Source organism: Pseudolactococcus piscium (assembly GCF_002441695.1).
In the GTDB taxonomy this organism is placed as follows: domain Bacteria; phylum Bacillota; class Bacilli; order Lactobacillales; family Streptococcaceae; genus Pseudolactococcus; species Pseudolactococcus piscium.
The window spans coordinates 95,260-116,129 of the sequence record NZ_JXJW01000002.1 but is presented as its reverse complement, the minus strand read 5'-3'; the positions used below and the strand labels follow the sequence as shown (position 1 = coordinate 116,129).

The window sequence follows — 20,870 nt, the reverse complement described above, 5'->3', positions numbered from 1 at the left end:
TTTACTCCTCCTTTTCTTTTGGTAGCATCTCTTCAAGTTTATATTTAAAACGATTATACGCTGTAAAAATATTTTTTATATATGTGCCATCTTCTACACCTAGAATATCGCGATTACCCATTGATTCAACTAAATTCTGGGCTTCAGATTCAATAATTTTACGTAATTTACGTCGCCATTCTTTCTGCTTCACTTCTTTTTCATCACTTGGCTGAATGCTTGCTAACCAGTCACGAAAAGGTAAGTCAACCTGATAATAAGCCGTTTGCTTAACACGATTTACGAATTCACTAGAACTTAAGTTTCTAATTGTTTTTATATCATTTGCAAATGACCAGAGTACACGATCAATTACTATTTTTATCATATCAACTTGGTCAGAAATCGATGCAATCCAACTATCATCTTGATCCGATAAAATATTCTCAAAGTTTAGATGATCAAATATCTCATTAATCGGATTCCATGATGTTGCGTTCCCATCATCTTCCATACTTATCGCATTGAATTGCACATTACCTAAACCTATATTTACATCTTCTAGAGAAATAATCCAATCCACAATCCCTGGTCTACGTTGCGTAGCCTGATTTGGTATGAAAGTGGCGCCGAATGATCGCCAGAATTGCTCAGTTAAACTATGTTTTTTGGGTGTAAAGGTATCTTTATTATCCCCAACTTTATTGAATCGCCATTCTGTCATCAACTCTAAAAAGTTGTTTTGATGGGAAATCTCTGGAAGTTTTATAACCGATATACTGAACTCATCATTTTCATTATAATCATCAGGCATCGTTATTGCACGACTCCAGTTAGTGTAGAGAAATGCCAGATTATTCACTTGGTTTAATTTCCTAAATTTATCTAGCTGAATTTCATTATTATCTTCTTCCCAAATCGGGGTCTGCATTTGAATGTATTCTTGTTTTGGATGTACTAAGGCCAAGTTTAATAAGATAGTATCAAATAAATTGTCACCTGACGGATAAACTCCGCCCAGATCATAAAGCCAGCCTTTGTTTAATTTTTGTTCCTCATTTTGATTTGCAAATTTAACCTTATCTCCTGTACCAGTTACCCCTTGGTAAAGTACAAGCCATCTAGCAATCTCTGATTGCTTTAACTTGTTTTTTATAGCATTATGCTGTGGAGAAAAAAGAATGACTTTATTCTCACTTTCAGAAAGCACTCGATTGATTGTTTTCCCAGCAACCTGATTAGGTTTGGCTTTATTTATTTGGTTTGAAGGTGAACTTAACGTTTCTTTGCTCACTTGGTAAAATGGAAATTCTCCTCCAAACAAATAGAAACGATCATGCCATTTATCTAAATAATCTCCAATAATATATGGAAATTCTTTATGCTGCCAAAGCTGTTGCCAAGTTTTTAATAATGCTTTTTTATAGGCTCGTCCATCATCATCCTGATTTATTGGTTGGATTTGCTTATATTTTTCATCAAGATCCACATAATCATACTGATTACCGTCTGCATCAAATCTTGAAAAAACTGTATGCAAAACTGCAAGCAATAAACGTAAAATCGCAAAATCCTGAGTTGGTGTTTCACCTGCTAGACATTTATATTCATGCGCATGTTCAAATAGCTCTTTGAGCGATACTTCCTTTATAGTCCCTTTATCATCCGTCATGACGACAAGCCAAGGCTCATCTAATAGATTAAATTCAGCCATTTGCCACCTCCTTTTCATACATTAAACCAAGCGCTTCATCATAAGTCAATAGATAACCATTAAGCACAAACTGTTTATTATTATCAAAGACAATACCTAGTGTTCCTTTTAACCACATTTGTTCTTGCCAATCAAAAAGATATTTTCTGTTATAGGTTTCTAAGTCCCTTATGGTATCATCTATCGACCACCTAGCCGTTAATGCCATCGGTAACCGTAGTGTATGAGTCGCCATTCTTTTCGCATCTTTAGACACGTCAAGTAATGCCTCATCACCAATCAAAGTAATGCCATCTTCACTTTTTGTAACAACGACAACTTCTATACTATCTGCCGAATCACGAACTTGTGCGTTACCTTTTTCTTCGCTATCATCTGGATTAGGATTGTTCAACCAACCGATTATATTGTCTTCATAAGGTTCGTTGGGTTCTTCTAGTCTAAATGTTTTTGCTCTACTTTCTTTTTTTAATAAGAATGAAGTTTGAGCCTCCTTAGCTTTTTGGTAGGCTTCCCCTAACGCTAGTTCATCCTCAGCGTAGACCTTTTGAACAAGGTTTGAGATATCGGATGGTATACTGATTTGCTTAGGCAGATAATACTGCGTTCTCATGAGCAGATAGTCTCCATAAACTACTTTTGACCCACTTTCAAACTCAAAATCATCACTTGTACCTAGCACATATACAGCTGGTTTTTCTAGTTTTTTCGGTCGAAGAATATCATGACGGTGCAGCCGACCAATCCTTTGAAGCAATAAATCCATAGGTGCTAAGTCGGTAACTAAGATATCGAAATCAATATCTAAAGACTGCTCGATAACTTGTGTCCCGATCACAATTTTTTTATCTGGCCTAGTCGCACCCCTACCTATATCAGCCATAAGTTGCTTTTCTTTTTTAATACGATGAGTAGCTATAAAACTGGAATGCAGTAATTCAACATTTTCTTCCCCGAATTTTTCACTCACTGTTTGATAGATTACTTGTGCTCGCTTAACAGTATTTATGATAATGCCAGCAACACCACCATCTGATAAAGATGACTCTAGTAAGTCTATTAATGCGTCATCATTAAGTTTGTTAATCGATACTTGCTTATTCTTTTCCTTTTTAAATACTGTAACCTGTTTCACCTCACTCCCATCACTATAAGTGATAAGTGGATAAGTCTCTTTCGTCGCTAAATCATCTGGTTTAACTGTATCACGCCATTTTTTTCCACTACCCAACATATAGTTTTTAACTAATGCTTCCCTGCGCGTACCAGGGAGTGTCGCAGATAAAATAATAACTGGTACACCATAGGCTCCCATCCACTTAATGGCTTGGTATAAAAATTGTCCCATATAGGCATCGTAAGCATGAACTTCATCAATTACGATAACTTTTTTACTCAATCCCAGATGACGTAAGGCTAGATGTTTTTGTTTCAAAGCACTTAACAAAAATTGATCTACTGTGCCAACGATAAAATCATCTAAGATGCCTGTTTTCCTACCTTGAAACCATTCATTTGTGACAACACTTCCGTCAATACCCTCGTCAATTTCTATCCCATGTGCTTTTGATATGTTATCAAATTCATCATTCAAGGTCGCTTTACCGTGTAGCAACTTCAACGACTGATTTTGATGGCTATCTTCTGTGATACTTGCTAACCACGTATTTACTCTAGAAAAAATACCATTTGAAGTTGCTTGGGTCGGTAACCCAAAGAACATACCAGAACGGCCTGTCTTGAAAGCCAGTTGTTCAACAGCAACTAAAGCTGCCTCTGTCTTACCAACTCCCATTGGCGCTTCAACGATTATAATACCTGGTTGACTACTATTTTCTATGGCAGTTGACAATTTTTCTTGAACATCTCTAGGAGCAAATGAAAATCTCTTCTGATATAATTCAGTCACATCAAGGGTGGGTTCAGGTTGCCATAACCGTGTTTTAAACCATGCTTTAAACCCGTTTTCAAGTCTAGCCTCTTGATTGATCGTACTCCCGTCATCGTCAAGGTCAATCAATGGGAAATATGCCTCATTACTAGCAATCCAGTCTGCCATAATCAGTAAACCTTCTAAAATAACACAAATACTTTGAGAAAACTCTGGTATAGCTTGCGTATCTTCAAATCCAAATTTTGCTAAACCTGTATCAAAAATTTCTTTTTGACATAACTCCCATTTTTGATGGATCGGATGGGTTTCTTTTTCTTCTTGAAAATAATTTGCTGGATAACTTTTAAGCTGAGTTCTCACAATTTGTCCATTATCAACTGGCTTACCGTGGTGCCCACCCACAATGGATGAAAAACTTTGATTAACGCCATAAGACTCAAGTAAAGCTTGACCCGCAAGCGCATGCAAAGAGCGATTAGCATTGGTTAGATTTAGTGATAAAATACCACTAAAATTAGCTTTTTCCAACTTCTCTAATAATCTAGCATCCAGATCATCTGATTGATGAAAACTTTTTTTTGTCTGAAAAGATGCTGTTAATTTTCCAATGTCATGATAGAATCCTAGGAGTTGCGTAAGGTTTTTAGCAAGTTCCTCATTACCAACTTCATCAATAATTAAGTCTTTTTGACCTTGACTCAGCCAATGCTCCCATAATAACCCAATAACATTAGCCGTATCCTCAAGATGCTGACTAAGTGGCAGCCAAAATAATCTGCCATTGTTCTCTGTTTTTTTAGCCCAGAAACTGTTCATAAATATCACTCCATTTTTGTATCACTATAATTATAGATACCTTGACCCCAGTAACTTGTTTTTTTACGATGGTCACTCAATAGAATTTGTCCCAATATCCAAACCAATCGTATACTCTTTACCCATCATCCAGCTCCTTCATGTATAGTTATTTTCAGAATAATTATAACACGTATTATCTAAAAATGCTTGAGTTTACTGTCATTTTTCACAATCATCTGATAACCTGATATTATCTAAGAAAGACATACAAAAAAACACCGAAATCTAGTTCGGTGTTGTCTATATTACTGTATACGTTTTGGCCTACTTCAAGGTCACGATCGTCGCTCCGCTACCGCCTGCATTTTGTGGGGCATAGGTGTAGGACTTGACGTGTCTCGACCGTTGGAGGTACTCTCGGACCATCTCACGTATGACGCCTGTACCGATACCATGAACGACGGTAATTTGGTGCAGATTAGCGAGTAAGGCTTGGTCTAGATAGTCGTCTAATTGCTTTTGGGCTTCTTCAAATCGTGTCCCACGTAAATCTAACTGAGCTTGGATATGAGCAGTCACTGTTTTTTTAACGGCTTTGGTCTTGACTTTTTTAGTGATTTCTTCACTCTCTATGGGGTCAAACTCGTCTTCTGATAGTTTTGTGGTGATCAAGCCCATCTGAACTTCCCAGCGCCCATCTTTAGCCAGTCTGATGAGATTACCACGCTGATTATAGGATAGGACGAGGACTTCTACGCCTGGTTTAAGGCCACGTTTTGCCTTGGCTTTTTTTAGGACTTTGTTCTTAGATAAATCAACAAGCTCAGGAGCTAGCTCACCTAGTTGATGTTTTGCTTCTATGATTTCGTGTGGTTTCAACAAGGACTTGTCTTGTAGGGTCTTGAGAATCGTATCTGCTTCATCGATCGCAACTTTGACGATATCTTGTGCTTCTTGTCGTGCTTCGTTTAAGGCTTTTTCACGGTCACGCTTAAAGGTCTCAACAGACTTGCTCAAGTCTTGGTGCAAGAGCTTATTCTCTTTTTCAAGTATCCTGATGTTAGCGACTGATGTTGTTAAATATTGATTTTTTTGCTCTAATGAGGCAATCATGACATTCACATCATGTTCATCTTCTGTCAGAAAGCCTGCAGCTTCAGCTAATATAGAGCTGTCCAAGCCTAACCGTCTTGAAATTTCCAAGGCGTTTGAGCGTCCTGGTACCCCTTGTACCAAACGATAAGTCGGCTTGAAATTATCCAAATCAAAGGCCATAGAGGCATTCTCGACACCTTCTGTCTCAACACCATACGCTTTTAGCTCAGGATAGTGTGTGGTCGCAAGTGTTTTAGCATGCCTCGCTTTTAGAAAATCGAGGATTGAAATCGCAAGGGCTGCCCCTTCTTTAGGGTCAGTACCCGCACCCAACTCATCAAACAAGACAAGACTTTTGTGGTCAACTTGTCCTAATATCTTAACGATATTGGTCATATGACTAGAAAAGGTTGATAGGCTTTGGGCGATGGATTGTTCATCACCTATGTCAGCAAAAATCTCTGTAAAGATGCCGACCTGACTACCGTGATCAGCTAAGATAGGTAGACCAGATTGTGCCATCAGCTGCGCCACACCAAGTGTTTTTAAGGTAATCGTCTTACCACCAGTATTTGGCCCAGTGATAACGATCGTTTCCAGTGTCTGATCAAAGAAAAAATCATTTGCGACAACTGTTTTTGGATCGATTAAAGGATGTCTGGCATCATAGAGCTTGATTGCTTTATGATCAGAAATAGTCGGTATCGTGGCTTTGTTAGCCAGTTGATAACGATATTTTGCGTTGATGAGGTCGATCTGTCCGATCAACCAGGTATTTTGTCGAATATCTGGTGTATGTGGCTTTATGGCCTCCGCAAGTTCTCGTAGTATCCGAGCTACTTCATTTTTTTCTTCTATCCTTTTTTGGGCGATGTCGTTGTTTAGTGTCACCACTCGATTTGGCTCGATATAGAAGGTCTGACCTGAGGCACTCATATCGTGGACAACACCAGGTATTTTATTCTTACTATCACTTCTGACAGCAAGCACTGGCCGTCCTTGACGGATGGTAATGATATTTTCGGTCAAATGATCTTGAGATTTGGACAAGATTTCAGCTAATATTTTTTTGACATCACTGTCACTTTTTTTGATTGTCTGACGTAGACTAAACAAATGACTTGAGGCGGTATCCGCAAGTGCACCCGCCGAATCGATGATTTGCAGGAGGCCTAGCAAATACCCCACATCGACAAATTTGTCGAGTGTTTGTGACAAAACAGGAAAGCTAACATTTACTGAGTGTTCAAAAAAACGCCGCGTTTCATTTACCAAACGCAGAACTTTTTTTATTTTTGCAAATTCTTGACTTGCCAAGCTCGCATCTAATTCGATACGACGCAAGATTTCCGTCAAGTCTGCTGTATTAGCTAGTGGTACCGGACCATTTTCTTGGACGATATTACCAAATTCTACTAATTCGGCAAACCATTTTTGGATACGATCTCGATCGGTAATAGGGGCCAAGTCTTGCATTTCTGCTTGACCCTGAGAAGTAGAGAGTGATTGACTAACTTGTGCTTTAATCTGATCAAACTCTAGGGTAACTAAAATTTTATTGTTCATAGGATTCTATAGGTTAATTTTTGTAATGTCTGTGATAAAGGTATGCTGCAACCAGCTAGAAAAGATAGGTGTCTGCTCTAGCATGAAGCGTGCAATGCCACTAGCGTATAGCTGGTTTTGAACCAAAGCAAGCGGGACAGTTGACAGCACCATCAGAGCTAGTGATAAGCCAAAAAAGACAGCACAGACTGATAAGATACCGGCAATCACGTTACCGATAGCGCCAAATATGATCATACTTTCAAAGGCACCTAAAAAGATACCAATAAGCCGTAAGCCAGCATAGACGGCAGCGTAAATGATCAAAAAGGCTACGAGTGCGTAGAAAACGTGATCAATTTCGAAAAGTAATTTAGCTGGATAAAAGGATAATTTACTATCGACTGTTGCAGATGCAAAAGGGACCCAAAGTGTTATTTTTTCAGCAAGCGTTTTATAATTTGCAAGTGCAATAAAAATAGCGATGAGCGAGCCAAATGTATAAAAAAGTTGCAATGCAAGACCACGTGACTGACCGACAAAGTATGCCCAAACTAAAAGGGCTAAAATGATAAGTGTAATAATCATAGACATATTATATCATAAATCCCATAGGAAAACGATGGACTAGTGATGGGATACCGATTCCAGCACCTACAGACAAGGCAACTGATCCTACTTAAATTTAAACATGTCCTTAGTTAAAACGTAACTTATTTTCCGTCAAGCAAAGTGCTGTAGGTTTATGATACACGGCTTTTTGGTACGCCATTGTTAGATCATCACTATGCTTTAGCCTTGGTCAAATACAATAATGGATAGCATCTATTTTGATCATCTACTTCTGTTTTCATCCCATGTTTAGCGTAATGCCTGAGAGGTTTAGCTAGCAGAGTCATGATATACAATCAATATGACATAAAAAAAACATTACCTTATCTTAGATAATGTTTTAGACAAGTCATTATACTTGTACTGACTTGCTTTGTTTTTGGATTACGCTTAAGACTTGTCTAGAAACGGGTCCCACTATGATTAATTGTAGAGGTAAAGCCAAAATGATGTTAGTTCCCCAAGCATGTAAGTAATCTAAAAAAGTTATACTGGAAACATTACCATTCATCAGCAAACCAAAAACAGACATGAATGTGACCATACCAATAACCATAAGTGTTGATATTGTAAGGATCAATTGAAATTTACTTGCTTTATTAATTGGTAATTTAAAAGCTAATTTTTTAGCAACAACACCAACGATAAAGACATCTAAAATAAATGCGACTATAAAACCTGGTATAAATCCTTTAGCGAGTGCAATTATATCCAAACTATTATGTACCCATAAATTATAAATACTCATGCCAATAACCATAAGTGAACACATCATCACTGTAAAAATGATTCCCTCTTTTTTGTTCGTAGGCAAAATAATGCCCTCCTTTTCTATGAAACAAAATCAGTATAGCATAATTAAATTTTTTTCGTAAGCGTTTTTTTCCTACAAATTGTGACTATCAGCTTACCTACTATCTTTTCAAGACTACATATTAAGCAAGACAATTTGGTCAAGTAATATGCTTACTTCGACACATCAGGATTGCTTAAAAATACTAAATCTTGACACTGATCAATACAAAGTTTTATAATATTACAGGAGGTACTTTTTTGAAATTCAGGCATGTGAGAGCTTAACTTAGGCTATGTATTAGCCATTTTTCAGCCTGATACTCGCTGTCTAAACAACATGACTTCCCAAATCAGGTTCAAAGGGAGTATACGCACTTTTGATACCTTTAGACATTAAAGCGCAACAACATAGGAAAGATAAATGATATAGACGAGGACGAGGAATGGCATTAAATAATTTACAGCAACAAAGGTTTAACGATATTCAGGATAATGAAATCTATCAAACTGAATTAGTGAATGAAGTTATCAACGTCACAGAAAATCTGTATTTCAGTCAGTCAAAGTTTAATAAAATAAGTTTTGAGCATGCAGAATTGGGCGAACTAGAATTTACAAAGTGTGTATTTATAGGTTGTGATTGGTCTAACCTTGACTTATCCAAAGCAAGGTTCTATGACTGTGACTTTACACAGTGTAAGTTTTTTGGAACAAATTTTATTGGCGCTTACTTTAAAACAACGCAATTTAATCATACTAATATGAACTACGCAAATTTTTCTGATAGTACTTTAAAACAAGTCACTTTTGAAAATTGCGAATTAACAGAGAGCCTCTTTCAAACCTGTACATTCTCTAAACTTGAGTTTAGGCATACAAATATTAATTTAGCCAACTTTTGGGGGACTAATCTTAAAGGTATAGATTTTTCAAATAGTGAATTTGATGCCATCGAGGTTACTTTAGACCAGCTCAATGGCATTAAGATAAATAATTTACAAGCAGGTTTTTTTGCGAGGTTACTAGGTATCAAAATCATTTGATTACACTGCTCTAAAGAACCAACAAACAAAAAAATACTTGACCTAGAAGCTGGTCAAGTATTTTTTGATGATCAAGAAATGACTGAATAAGCCAACTCTCCTGTTAGTTCTCCCACAGATGATAGTCCGATTATCTGACTTTTGTCTGTTTCGTAAAATGTGGCTGTTAAAGCCTGACCACTATCTGTAAAGACCTCTATAGAGGAGGTGTCTCTGACGATTTCGATGGTCAGTTTTTTTGACTTATCTAGCGTTAACGGGACTTGCCGGCTATTTAGGGGCACTGCTTCCTGTCCAACTAACGCTAGACCAAATCCTTCTCTATCTAGGGTGATACTTTGCTTATCTAGGTCAACTATAAGACGAATTGCCGATGATGCCGACAAGGCAAGATCAATGGCAACTTGACTTGTTTTAGATAAATCTAAGTCAAACTTTAGATAGCAACTATCTATAAAAATCTGGTCTAAAATCACGGTTTCTAGATGATTTTCAGAAATCTCTATTTTTTGTGTGACAGGCTTTAACTGACCTAAAACGGGCACTTGTCGCAGGGTTAAGTTTTCTATGCTTAAGCGTCTTGCTAGGGACATGGCCCCAGCCCATAAGTGTTTTTGATCATCTGTCGGCAGGGTGCGTTGCCACATCTGCATCCAAGCTATCACGATGCGCTCGCTATTCGGTCCCAGACAGGTTTGTGGTGCATAGAAATCCATACCACCATCTATCTCATGATAGTTATCTATCTTAAATGTCCCCGTTTTCCAGTCAACTTGTCCGATAAAAGCAACAGTAGAGTTAATATTCTCATAAGCATAGTCAGCAACTGGCATTCCGATTGGGGACATGATCAAGACGTCTTTGCCATCCAAGTGGAAGAGGTCGGGACATTCCCACATGGTCCCATGTTTTGGCTCACCGGTCAGCAGGACTGAGAAAAATGTCCAGGTCAGTAAATCGTCTGATTTAAACAGTAAAATCTGTCCAAGGTCATCGGATGTTTTAGAGGCGACGACACAGTAGTAACTGCCGTCACGCGCAAAGACTTTTGGATCCCGAAAATCAGCAATATCAGCATCGATGCCTAGCAGCTGCTCATCTCCTATAATCGGATTAGCCGCATTTTTTTCAAAGTGAATGCCATCCTCAGATACAGCCAAACACTGCACCTCACGTCTGATACCATCATGCTCGACGTGACCTGTATAGATCAGATAAAGTTTGCCATCTCGCTCGATAGCACTACCTGAATAACAGCCATCGGCATCATAGTCTTGATCAGGTGCTAATGCAACAGGCAGATGTTCCCAATGAATTAAGTCAACCGACTTCGCATGCCCCCAGTGCATCGGTCCCCACTTACTATCATAGGGATAGTGTTGATAAAACAGATGATAGGCACCTTGGAAATAGATAAAGCCATTTGGATCATTTATCCAACCAATAGGCGCCATTAAGTGAAAGTGATGCCGATAGTCTTGTACAACTTCTGTGACATGTTCAGCAATAAACTGATTCGCCAACGCAACTTTATTTGTCATGTCTCCCCTTTTTTAGGTTTTAAGTAATGCCTTATTTGATGCCTGTGCCTGACCCACCAAGGCCTTCTAAGATGTATTTTTGCGCCACAACATAGATGATAATGAGTGGGATCGTTGACATGGTCAAGACAGCCATCACCTGATTAATATAAACTGGTTGTGTTGAATTGATGGTCGTAATCGCCACTTGCATCGAAAATTTACTTTTGTCTGTCAAGACCATCAACGGCCAGATGTAGTCATTCCAACTGCCTATAAATGACAGTACGCCGACTGTCGCGATCGCAGGTTTAGACATGGGTAACATGATGCTAAAGAATATTTTGACAATACTTGCCCCATCAATTCTTGCAGATTCGATAATTTCTTCAGGTATGGCGATAAAGAAATTCCTAAACAGGTAAATATTAAAGACACTTGCGATTCCTGGTAGGATAACTGCCAGTCTTGTATTCACTAGCCCTAGTCCATTCATGATTGTAAATTGCGGGATTAGGACTGTTTCTACAGGCACGATTAGTAGGCCTAGCATCAAGCCAAAGATAAGTTTTTTTCCTGAAAAATTAATCTTTGCAAAGGCAAAACCTGCCAAAGCATTAATCAAGATAGAACAGAAGGAAAAGCTTAACCCATAGAAGATACTATTCAGGAGATAGGTCCCCACACTAAAGCGTTTGATGACTTCTGCATAGGTTTTAAACCAGTTGGCTGGATTCATACTTGGCAGAAAAGCGCGAAAACTGCTTAGGTCTTTAAAGACATTCGCTTCCGGTTTCATGGATGAAACAACCATCCATAACATCGGGAAAATAAAGAGGGCTGCCAGAAGTAAGAGTAAAATATACTCAAGTATTGTGATTGCTTTTAGTTTTTTAAGTATTTTTTTCATCTTAGTCCTCCTTCATCAGCTTGCGTTGACCGATTGAAATCATGCCGATCATCGTTGTGAAAATGAGGGCGATGGCACTTGAATAGCCGACCATTCTATCTGTAAATCCTGATTGGTAGATATAGTAGACCATGGTCATGGTCGAATTCATCGGTCCCCCTTGTGTCATGACCATCGGTTGAACGATCAGTTTAAAGGCTGAAATAAGGGTTGTTAAGAGGACAAACAAGGCTGTCGGTTTCAACAAGGGCATGGTAATATAGATAAATTGTTGAAACTTACTAAAGCCATCTATTTCAGCTGCCTCATAGACATCTTGCGGGATATTTTGCATCCCACCAAGTAGGAGCAACATCTGATAGCCAGCACCCTGCCATGCTGAAACGAAGACAATCGTGTACATGGCTTGCTTTGGACTGGTTAAAAAGGGTTGTGCGTTGATCCCGACTTTGGTCAAGATGGTATTAATCAAGCCATCATTTGGATTGAGTAGATAGAGCCAAAGAATCGAAATCACGACCAAGGACATGACAACTGGCGCAAAGAAGGCAACTTTAAACAAGAGATTCCCTTTTCTGGCTTTATTGACGATTAGAGCTAGGCCGAGCGCTGCACCAAGTTGAACTGGAATGATCCAGACCACAAATTTTAAAGTATTAAAGATCGATTTGATAAAAAACGGATCTTTAACAAGTTGGATGAAGTTTGCTAAGCCGACAAACTGTCGCTGATCGGGTGTTAGCAAATAGTAGTCAGTAAATGAATAGTAGACAACCATGAATACGGGAATGACCAGAAAAACACCTAGTAATACCAAGGCTGGTGACATAAAGCCGTACCCGATCAAATTATCTTTTAATGTCGGTTTTTTGTTCATAAAATTACTCCTAAACCAGTTTCCCCTTTGATCTGAGTCAGCAACAGACCAGTTATTTTCTGTCATGTAATGCAAACAAGGCGGCTATTCAAGTCATACTTTGCCCTATTTATTTTTTAGCTTTATCGATTGCTGCTTGCATTTCTGCTGCTCTGGTATCTGCAACTTTTTGCACATCTGGATTTTCTTTAAAGTAGCCTGCGTCAGCTGCCGCTTGTTGGAAGGCACGTGATACTTGTGGATAAGCGACAACGACAGGGCGTGATTTACCTGAAAGTTGATTTTGTTCCATCAAGAACTTCATCCCTTCTGGGATATCATTTTTAATCAATTCGGCTGTTGATTTACGAATTGGTAACACTTGATTGCCTAAGCTCATAATCTTGCTTGATTCTGTATTGGTTGCATAGACGATAAAGGCTGCAGCGGCATCTTTTTTCTTAGTTGCACTTGACATGGCAAGTTCCCAACTACCTGTTGGTGAGACAAGTTTTTTCGTTGTATCTGACACTGGGTAAGGTAGGATACCATAGTCGATATCTTTATAGTTAGCTGCAAGATCTGCCATCGTCCATGAGCCACTTAAGAGCATGGCATACTTGCCTGTTTCAAATCCTTTTTTTACAGGCGTATTTGTCGTATAGCCTTTTTTAACTAAGTCCTGAATAAATTGTAGGCCTTCAACACTTTTTTTATCATTAAAGTAGCCTTCTGCTTTTTTACCATCTTCACTGACAACATCTCCACCGTTAGACCAGATAAATGGGGTGTAAGCATAAGTCAGCATCTCATCAGCATTTGCTAGTTGGATATCGATAGCTGGGCTATTGAACTTCTCTTTAATTTTGGCAGATACAGCTTGAAACTCTTGCCATGTCCAAGGTTTTTGGAGGGTTGGTATCGTCGTCGGGTCAATCCCTGCTTCTTTGAACATCTTCTTATTGTAGTAAACCCCAACGCCCGACTCTGAAAAGCCAAAGGCATAGAATTTACCATTATAGGTGCCTTGTTTCTTGATGGAGTCTAGGACATCATCCATTTTTGCATCCTTCAAGTAATCATCTAAAGGTGCGATGACTTTAGATGACGCATAGGCTGCCGTATTAGGCCCATCTAAGGAGACAATATCAGGTAAGGTATTTGTCGTAATGGCTGCGTTTACTTTATCTTCATAACCGCCACCTGAGCCACTACGGGGAATATATTCAACTTTGACTTTATAGCCTTTGCCATTATCAGTATTAAATTTTTCACTGATTTTTTCCCATGCTTTGCCTTCAGGTGTTTCATCTGAAGTATTGACCCATACAGTGACGTCTTTGTCACTCCCTTTACTCGCCTTGCTAGTTGATTTCCCACACCCTGTCAGTGCAGTTCCAGCAATCACTGCAACTGTAAGCAGACCAACTGCTTTGATGACTGTACTTTTTTTCATTTGACATCCTCCGTTTTTGGAAACGTTTCCGTTTTAGTGTAATGTTGTAACTGATCCATCCCCAACCCATGACTCGTTATTTTGGAAACGTTTCAATTTCTAAGATTAGTTTAACATTGAAAGCGTTTTCTTTCAAGTGCTAAATGTACGTTTTTGACAGAAAATAAAAAAGACGCCTTAAACGTCTTTGGTAGTGCCTGCTGACACAAAGGTAACGGGTAAGATGACACGATTTTTAGTCTGCTCGCCTGCGACTTTTTTTAGGATTAAATCAACTGCAGCTGCTGCCATCTCTTGTTTAGGTTGAACGATCGTAGAGACCATATAATCTCTTGAGCTCTCCATTTTGTTGCCATCAAACCCAATCAACTGATAGTCACGCAAGACTGCTTTGTCAAGCGTTCTCAGTGCTGTCATCACTTCTATTGCCATTGTGTCATTGACACAAAAAATCCCATCAAATGCCTTAATTTGGTTAAAAAATGCCTTGATTGGTGTGGCAAAATCTGCTATTGGTTCCGGAATTTTCAAGCTATCAAACGCGATATGATGTGCCTTGCAGTAGGCTTCAAATCCATCTGCCCGTAAAGTCGTTTCATTAGGATATTGGTTAATCCCACCAATATAAACTAGGTTTTGGCAGCCTCTTTTATTCAATTCTTCAGCCGCTAGTTTACCGCCACCAAAATTATCCGCAGTCACATAAGTCACTGCTTCCGAAAAATGTCTATCGATGCTGACAAAAGGTAAGTTGGTGGATACAAATTTATCAATATCTGAATAAGTGATGCCGATAATGCCATCGACTTTGCTTTGCTTGACCATCTGGATATAGTCATACTCTTTTTGAGGATCACCATCTGCATTACACAGATAGAGTTTATAGCCATGTTTACTGAGACTCTCCTCGACATGATAGGCAAATTCTGAAAAGAAGGGATGCCAAATCGTTGGTAAAATCAAGGCAATCGTTTGACTACGCTTGGTCTTAAGCGCTCTAGCTGATGCATCAGGCTCAAAATTTAGTTCTTTGATAGCGGCTTCCACTTTTTTGCGTGTAGATGCCTTGACCGGCACATCATTTATCATTCTTGACACTGTTCCGACGCCGACACCCGCAAGCGCCGCAACATCTTTCATCGTCACACCCATCTTATCTCCTTTCGACAAACGACCACATCGTCTTATAGCTAATCAATCTTTTAATTTAACCATACCATAGCATGCCCTATTTTTCAAGACATAGAACACGCTAAAAAACATGACTGAAGGTGAGTCATGTTTTTGTACTTAATCTATCTCAATATCACCATTATGGTTCAAGATGCGTAATGCTGCAGCTGCCTTACTGGTTTCTTGACTTGCTTGGCTACGCTTAATTTCTTTATCACCATTCTGTGTTGCTGCGTAAAAGGTTGGAAATGCTGTCTTATCAAGTTCGATATCCCCATTTTGATTACTGATATCACCACCATCAGAAATGTGACTCTTCTTGAGCTCAATATTACCATTTTGATTATTAGCACTTAGACTGTCAAAACTACTATATTTGATGGTAATATCGCCATTTTCACTACTTAGTTTAGCATACTTCGTCGCGATATTTTCAAATTTAATAGCACCATTATCACTTGACATAACTAGCCTGTCTATCTGTTTCAAATTTGTGACTTTCAAGTCACCGCTCTTGTTTTTTGCCTCTACACTTGCTAACTGACTACCCTCAGGAATTTCTATGTTGATCTTTTGGGTGAAGTTATTAACGCCAAAGACCACGCTACCTTCTTGATCACGATTTTCTTCAATGGATAATGTTCCATCCGTAAAGGTAACAGATACTAATTTATCTAATACTTTTGATGCATATTTCGTTGCCGTTACCCTAAATTTTGACCCTTTTGTGATGATAACATCACAATTTTCAACCCTAATATTTAGGTTTTTAATGGTTGTGCGATCAGCTGGTAGCTGAGATGAATAATCATACTGACTGATTTTTCCTAGCCGTTTATATTTAAAGCCATCTTGCCAAACTAGACCACCTGGTTTTTCTACCTGCCAAATGCCATAAGCAGCTGTCCCACCTACTATCAATAAGATAGCACCGATTATCATCATTCTTTTATGATTCATGTCTCACTCCTTTTTTACCCACAGTCTGTTTACCAACCCACTTAATCATCAGCATTAAGATCGTTTTTAACCACCTAACCATTAGGATAGCAAGGGGCAAACCTAGCATAACTAAACCGATAAGGGCAAGACCAGATGCCACATAAAATAAGCCACCTAAGACCGACTGGCTGATGATGATCACACCACCTATGATACTTACGATAGCAGCCACAAGAAAACTTAAGAGCACAGCAAATATCGAAAATACAAGTGCTGCAAAAGTAATTATCAGTGAGAAGATAATAGCCAAAGCCGCAATCAAAACGGGAATTAAGATAGGTGATGCAAATAAGGCAAGAATGACAACTCTAGCCAAGGTAAAAGGGGACTGCGCTTTTTTTTCTGGGAGCTGTGGTGCGTCACCCATGTAGTAATCGGCAACTAATCGTCTGGCAAGCTGCTTGGGTGTGCCAAACTCAGAAACTGCTTGACCATCAGTCAGCTTACCCTCATAGATATACTGTTCATAATAAAACAGGGCATCTTCACGCTCTTCCTGCGGTAGATTAGTTAAATAACTTGCTAGATCCTGGATATAACTCATGACATACCTCCTAAAATATCATTGACTCCAACTGAAAATGTTTGCCAATCTTGTTTAATCTCACTTAAACGCCTTTGACCTAGTGGCGTAATTTGATAATACCGTCTCATTCTGCCTTCAAATGCCTCATCATAGGTCACTAATTCACCACTTTTTTGCAAACGTCTTAAGACTGGATACATGGTTGATTCTGAGACATTAATATATTTTTGTATTTCTTTAGTCAACAGGTAGCCATACATATCCTGATTTTCAAGAATGGCAAGCACACTACCATCCAGTAAAACAGTTGGCATTTGGATTGTCATACGATTTACCTCTCAATACTATTTTGTATATAATATAATACTATATGAAAAATAGTATGATGTCAAGGATAAACTCAGTCATGCCCTTAATTGCTTATTAAACTAAAAAGAACCTACCAGCACACAACAAAAAAAGCACAACCTGATTGGTTGTGCTTTAGACTATCACTTGCTACTTATTTTCTAGCCAATTTCATCGAGTAAATCAAAGGGATGAGCACAACTGTGACCATCATAAAAATAAAAACGGGGAAGATAATGATAGGATACCACAGACTAATCACCCCACCTATGATAAATAAGAGACCAGACAAAACAAGCATGATCCCACCCAGACGATTTGTCTTCTGCCAATTATCTGGATTGTTTAAGGTACTTGGCAATCTAAAGCCGATAGCTCTATTGATCGTTGTTTTAGGAATATAGTTACCCAGTACCATAAATAAGATACCGATGATACACATGACAAACAGACTAATCGATAGATGATAACCAAGTGCTTCACTAAAGGATAACGATTGAATCACAATCGCCATGATCGGCAACACCCACATCAATAGCTTTTCAATTTTGGGATTAGATGACTTACCCAAGTTAAGGACAAATGCAATATGTAAGACCACATTCAGTGCAAGCATCAGCCCTGGCATGAGTAAGATTGCGAGTAGTTTACCCATATAAGCATTTGCTTGACCGTTTAACCCCCAGTGAATCGGTAATTGTTCTGGTAACTGGCGATAGAGGACTAAGCCAATCACAATCGGTAGTAGACCTAACAAGATAGGCCACGTCATTTCTTTAATTTTCATCTTTTTCACCTAAAAATCCTTTCAACCAAAACATGGTTTCTTCAAATACACTGAGATTCAGTTCATAGTATATAAAATTCTTATACTTACTCTCCCGAATCAAGTCCGCTTCTTTAAGTAGCTTTAAATGACTTGAAACAGTCGCATGACTTAGCGCAAAGTTATCACTAATTTCTCCAGCTGATAGTCGACCCGCTTTCAAAATCGTTAGGATTTCCCGTCTAACCGGGTTAGCGATTGCTTTTAATGTTTGTTGTACACTCATCAGGTCCTCTTTTCTATTTAGTTTTATCCCTAAATAGATTATAGCACTATTTAGATAAAAGTCAAAATAGAAAGTGACATAAATAAAAAACAATCAAGTTGTGACTAGATTGTTTGATACTTTTTAAAAATATAGCCTGCGATCATGAATAAGACGAGCGTCAAGCCACAAATCAGATAAGGAAAGATACCAAATCCTAGACTTTTAAATAAACCACTAAAAATCAGGGGAAAAATGAGGGTTCCTAACATACAAGAGCCGACATTATAAGAAATCACTTGTTTGGCAATTGGTTCTGAGTAAATGCGATTTGGCACCATCATCATCAAGGGATACAGTGAAGACATGGCAAGCCCTAACATGAAGGCAGTCAAAACAGTATAAACACCAGGTGGTAGTAATAGCGTCAAAGACATGGCGACAAGAAGTAACAAGTGGCCAAATAAAATCGCTCTGTCACTAAAAAAACGCGTTAAGGCACCTGTTAAAAATCTGCCAAACATCAAGCCCAGCCAGAATAGCGTTGTGAAAAAAGCAGCCTCTGCACTGCTCACCTGAAATGCTTCGACATAGTAGGTTGCTAGAAAGACCCCGACTACCCCTTCTATCGCATAAAAGAAATAAAATAGGGGATTGATCAGGTAGCTGAGCTTAAATTTTTGACTAACTGGGCGGCTAGTATCATTATGATGATCTAGTGTCTGATCGTTTGGCTCAGAGAAATGCCTGCGGTAGATAAAAACCAAGCCCAATATCAAGATCTCAAGTATGGCAATCGTTATGATAGCTAAGCGCCAACTCGCAAAATTAGCTAAGAAAAAAGTCAAGATGGCTGCACTCATACTGACGCCTACCCCATAAAACCCATGCAAGAGACTCATGAGAGAGCTTGGCAGATGCTTAGCCGCAAAATGATTAACGGTGACGTCGATAGCACCTTGTCCAATCCCCATAAATGGTGTTGAAATAAATAGGACCCAAGGATTTGACGTCATCATCATTAAACCTAGCCCAATGATGACCAATATCATGCTGGTAAAAATAACTTGCGACGTCGTAAAATAGCGCGCAATTTTTGTATAGAGTAAACTCGATAACACTGAAAATAGTAGGATAATGGTTGTCAAATAACTGATTTGACTAGCACCCATCCCATAGGTCTCACGCATACTTGGCCAAGCACTACCCAGTATAGAATCCGGTAAACCGAGTGAAATGTAAATGATAAAATTTATGATAACAAGTGCCGACAGGATAGGTTTTCTAGTCATCTTAACCTCGCAAAGGGAGATAGGTAATGAAATGCACCTATCATGATAAAAATAAAAACTGCCCGCTTTCGCTCGCAATTTATATAGGATGTATTCGCTACCTTATTTTGTAGAACCGCGTTTGACGATACCGTGAGGTAGAATCACGCGTTTCTCATCTACTTCTTCTTTATGCATCATCTTAGTCAATAGACGCATCGATACAGCACCTAAATCATATAAAGGCTGTTCAATAGATGATAAAGTTGGTCGCGTAAATTCAGTGATGACTGAGTTATTGGCTGTAATAATTTCAAAGTCTTCCGGTACATTAACACCGTTATTGACTAAACCGTTTAATAAGCCAACAGCAACTTCATCATCTGTTACGACAGCAGCAGTTGCGCCTGATGCTTTAACACGTTCAGCTAGTTTCATGCCATCATTGAAACTATAATTTGTTTCAAAGACAAGCCCTTCAGAGAAGGGTTGACCGCTTTCTGACAAGGCAGCTTGATAGCCAATCAGACGTTCTTTACCATTAATTGCATTGACCATAGGTCCTGCAACAAGGGCAATTTTTTGATTATTTTTTGCAAGTTCAAGCGTCACATCTTTAGTCGCTTGCTTATAGTCGATATTAACTGAAGGAATTTGACTTTCGTGATCTACTGCACCAGCTAAGACAATCGGTGTTCTTGTACGCGAAAATTCAGCACGTATCTTGTCAGATAAATCATGTGCTAGGAAGACAAGGCCATCGACCTGCTTAGCAAGAAGCGTGTTCACAACATTAATCTCTTTATCATCATCTCCATCTGAATTTGCGATGACAATATTATACTTATACATCGTTGCGATGTCATCAATGCCTCGGGCCAGACTTGCAAAATAACTATTTGAGATATCAGGTATGACAACACCAACTGTTGTTGTTTTTTTAGATGCAAGCCCACGCGCCACAGCGTTCGGGCGATAATCTAGGCGTTCAATGACGTCTAATACCTTACGACGTGTTGCTTCCTTAACGTTTTGGTTGCCATTCACAACGCGGCTGACTGTCGCCATCGACACTGCTGCTTCACGCGCGACGTCATATATTGTAATTGTTTCATTATCCATTTTTATTCTACTCCTCATTTACACCTTTTTCATGAAAATAATATTTTCATTTCATTTATATATTTTATCATTTTATGAAAAGGTTTTCAAGATATATTGCCTAAAATTTACATAAAAAATGACAGTCGGTCAAAAAATGCCCATTAAGTAAGGCTAAACAGCTGATATAGCTTGCCCTTA

At 38.7% G+C, this 20,870-nt stretch carries 18 protein-coding genes; 1 reads left to right on the top strand and 17 read right to left on the bottom strand.

Features of this window, described 5'->3' with window-relative positions; genetic code table 11:
- Position 1 precedes the first annotated feature (1 nt).
- From RU86_RS01500 to RU86_RS01480, 5 genes are all read right to left on the bottom strand, one after another.
- Positions 2 to 1,693, bottom strand: a complete 1,692-nt coding sequence (locus RU86_RS01500; RefSeq protein WP_179296169.1) for a type I-E CRISPR-associated protein Cse1/CasA — start codon at positions 1,691 to 1,693, stop codon at positions 2 to 4.
- Positions 1,686 to 4,403, bottom strand: a complete 2,718-nt coding sequence (locus tag RU86_RS01495) for a CRISPR-associated helicase/endonuclease Cas3 (RefSeq protein WP_096813704.1) — start codon at positions 4,401 to 4,403, stop codon at positions 1,686 to 1,688. The genes RU86_RS01500 and RU86_RS01495 overlap by 8 nt, the downstream gene beginning before the upstream one ends.
- 306 nt (positions 4,404 to 4,709) lie before the next feature.
- Positions 4,710 to 7,046 carry an endonuclease MutS2 gene (locus RU86_RS01490; RefSeq protein ID WP_096813703.1) on the bottom strand — a complete coding sequence of 779 codons (2,337 nt, stop codon included), beginning with the start codon at positions 7,044 to 7,046 and terminating at the stop codon, positions 4,710 to 4,712.
- A gap of 6 nt (positions 7,047 to 7,052) precedes the next feature.
- Complete coding sequence (locus RU86_RS01485; protein WP_096813770.1) at positions 7,053 to 7,613, bottom strand: CvpA family protein; 561 nt, start codon at positions 7,611 to 7,613, stop codon at positions 7,053 to 7,055.
- A gap of 376 nt (positions 7,614 to 7,989) precedes the next feature.
- Positions 7,990 to 8,451 (bottom strand): DUF2798 domain-containing protein, encoded by a 462-nt coding sequence (locus RU86_RS01480; protein ID WP_096813702.1) that lies wholly within the window; start codon positions 8,449 to 8,451, stop codon positions 7,990 to 7,992.
- A gap of 424 nt (positions 8,452 to 8,875) precedes the next feature.
- On the opposite strand from RU86_RS01480, the gene RU86_RS01475 reads away from it, so the two are divergent.
- A complete protein-coding gene (locus RU86_RS01475) occupies positions 8,876 to 9,475 on the top strand; it encodes a pentapeptide repeat-containing protein (protein ID WP_096813701.1) in 600 nt (199 codons plus the stop codon).
- Positions 9,476 to 9,546: 71 nt separating this feature from the next.
- Here RU86_RS01475 and RU86_RS01470 read toward each other — a convergent pair whose 3' ends face one another.
- From RU86_RS01470 to ccpA, 12 genes are all read right to left on the bottom strand, one after another.
- Positions 9,547 to 11,016: a glycoside hydrolase family 32 protein gene (locus tag RU86_RS01470; protein WP_096813700.1), complete on the bottom strand. Its 1,470-nt coding sequence runs from the start codon at positions 11,014 to 11,016 to the stop codon at positions 9,547 to 9,549.
- A 31-nt stretch (positions 11,017 to 11,047) separates the two neighbouring features.
- Positions 11,048 to 11,905, bottom strand: a complete 858-nt coding sequence (locus RU86_RS01465; RefSeq protein WP_096813699.1) for a carbohydrate ABC transporter permease — start codon at positions 11,903 to 11,905, stop codon at positions 11,048 to 11,050.
- A gap of 1 nt (position 11,906) precedes the next feature.
- A complete protein-coding gene (locus tag RU86_RS01460) occupies positions 11,907 to 12,782 on the bottom strand; it encodes a carbohydrate ABC transporter permease (protein WP_096813698.1) in 876 nt (291 codons plus the stop codon).
- 109 nt (positions 12,783 to 12,891) lie between these two features.
- The gene (locus tag RU86_RS01455; RefSeq protein WP_096813697.1) at positions 12,892 to 14,217 is read right to left on the bottom strand and encodes an ABC transporter substrate-binding protein; all 1,326 of its coding nucleotides are present in this window, start codon (positions 14,215 to 14,217) and stop codon (positions 12,892 to 12,894) included.
- Positions 14,218 to 14,394: 177 nt separating this feature from the next.
- Positions 14,395 to 15,369, bottom strand: a complete 975-nt coding sequence (locus RU86_RS01450; protein WP_096813696.1) for a LacI family DNA-binding transcriptional regulator — start codon at positions 15,367 to 15,369, stop codon at positions 14,395 to 14,397.
- 138 nt (positions 15,370 to 15,507) lie between these two features.
- The gene (locus tag RU86_RS01445) at positions 15,508 to 16,350 is read right to left on the bottom strand and encodes a DUF4097 family beta strand repeat-containing protein (protein ID WP_096813695.1); all 843 of its coding nucleotides are present in this window, start codon (positions 16,348 to 16,350) and stop codon (positions 15,508 to 15,510) included.
- Positions 16,340 to 16,936: a DUF1700 domain-containing protein gene (locus tag RU86_RS01440; RefSeq protein ID WP_096813694.1), complete on the bottom strand. Its 597-nt coding sequence runs from the start codon at positions 16,934 to 16,936 to the stop codon at positions 16,340 to 16,342. The genes RU86_RS01445 and RU86_RS01440 overlap by 11 nt, the downstream gene beginning before the upstream one ends.
- Complete coding sequence (locus RU86_RS01435) at positions 16,933 to 17,244, bottom strand: PadR family transcriptional regulator (protein WP_096813693.1); 312 nt, start codon at positions 17,242 to 17,244, stop codon at positions 16,933 to 16,935. Before RU86_RS01435 ends, RU86_RS01440 begins: the two co-directional genes overlap by 4 nt.
- 176 nt (positions 17,245 to 17,420) lie before the next feature.
- Complete coding sequence (locus tag RU86_RS01430; RefSeq protein WP_096813692.1) at positions 17,421 to 18,053, bottom strand: SdpI family protein; 633 nt, start codon at positions 18,051 to 18,053, stop codon at positions 17,421 to 17,423.
- A complete protein-coding gene (locus RU86_RS01425) occupies positions 18,043 to 18,318 on the bottom strand; it encodes an autorepressor SdpR family transcription factor (protein ID WP_096813691.1) in 276 nt (91 codons plus the stop codon). The genes RU86_RS01430 and RU86_RS01425 overlap by 11 nt, the downstream gene beginning before the upstream one ends.
- Before the next feature lie 104 nt (positions 18,319 to 18,422).
- On the bottom strand, positions 18,423 to 19,589 hold the full coding sequence (locus RU86_RS01420) for an MFS transporter (protein WP_096813690.1): 1,167 nt from the start codon (positions 19,587 to 19,589) through the stop codon (positions 18,423 to 18,425).
- 102 nt (positions 19,590 to 19,691) lie between these two features.
- Positions 19,692 to 20,690, bottom strand: coding sequence for a catabolite control protein A (ccpA, locus tag RU86_RS01415; RefSeq protein ID WP_096813689.1), 999 nt, complete (start codon positions 20,688 to 20,690; stop codon positions 19,692 to 19,694).
- Between the last annotated feature and the right edge of the window lie 180 nt (positions 20,691 to 20,870).

Coding starts and splice junctions, on each gene's coding strand:
- RU86_RS01425 (WP_096813691.1), bottom strand. CDS start 18,318: ATGAGTGTACAACAAACATTAAAAGCAATCGCTAACCCGGTTAGACGG.
- RU86_RS01465 (WP_096813699.1), bottom strand. CDS start 11,905: ATGAAAAAAATACTTAAAAAACTAAAAGCAATCACAATACTTGAGTAT.
- RU86_RS01490 (WP_096813703.1), bottom strand. CDS start 7,046: ATGAACAATAAAATTTTAGTTACCCTAGAGTTTGATCAGATTAAAGCA.
- RU86_RS01435 (WP_096813693.1), bottom strand. CDS start 17,244: ATGACAATCCAAATGCCAACTGTTTTACTGGATGGTAGTGTGCTTGCC.
- RU86_RS01450 (WP_096813696.1), bottom strand. CDS start 15,369: ATGGGTGTGACGATGAAAGATGTTGCGGCGCTTGCGGGTGTCGGCGTC.
- RU86_RS01500 (WP_179296169.1), bottom strand. CDS start 1,693: ATGGCTGAATTTAATCTATTAGATGAGCCTTGGCTTGTCGTCATGACG.
- RU86_RS01470 (WP_096813700.1), bottom strand. CDS start 11,016: ATGACAAATAAAGTTGCGTTGGCGAATCAGTTTATTGCTGAACATGTC.
- RU86_RS01460 (WP_096813698.1), bottom strand. CDS start 12,782: ATGAACAAAAAACCGACATTAAAAGATAATTTGATCGGGTACGGCTTT.
- RU86_RS01455 (WP_096813697.1), bottom strand. CDS start 14,217: ATGAAAAAAAGTACAGTCATCAAAGCAGTTGGTCTGCTTACAGTTGCA.
- RU86_RS01440 (WP_096813694.1), bottom strand. CDS start 16,936: ATGAGTTATATCCAGGATCTAGCAAGTTATTTAACTAATCTACCGCAG.
- ccpA (WP_096813689.1), bottom strand. CDS start 20,690: ATGGATAATGAAACAATTACAATATATGACGTCGCGCGTGAAGCAGCA.
- RU86_RS01445 (WP_096813695.1), bottom strand. CDS start 16,350: ATGAATCATAAAAGAATGATGATAATCGGTGCTATCTTATTGATAGTA.
- RU86_RS01430 (WP_096813692.1), bottom strand. CDS start 18,053: ATGAAAATTAAAGAAATGACGTGGCCTATCTTGTTAGGTCTACTACCG.
- RU86_RS01495 (WP_096813704.1), bottom strand. CDS start 4,403: ATGAACAGTTTCTGGGCTAAAAAAACAGAGAACAATGGCAGATTATTT.
- RU86_RS01485 (WP_096813770.1), bottom strand. CDS start 7,613: ATGATTATTACACTTATCATTTTAGCCCTTTTAGTTTGGGCATACTTT.
- RU86_RS01475 (WP_096813701.1), top strand. CDS start 8,876: ATGGCATTAAATAATTTACAGCAACAAAGGTTTAACGATATTCAGGAT.
- RU86_RS01420 (WP_096813690.1), bottom strand. CDS start 19,589: ATGACTAGAAAACCTATCCTGTCGGCACTTGTTATCATAAATTTTATC.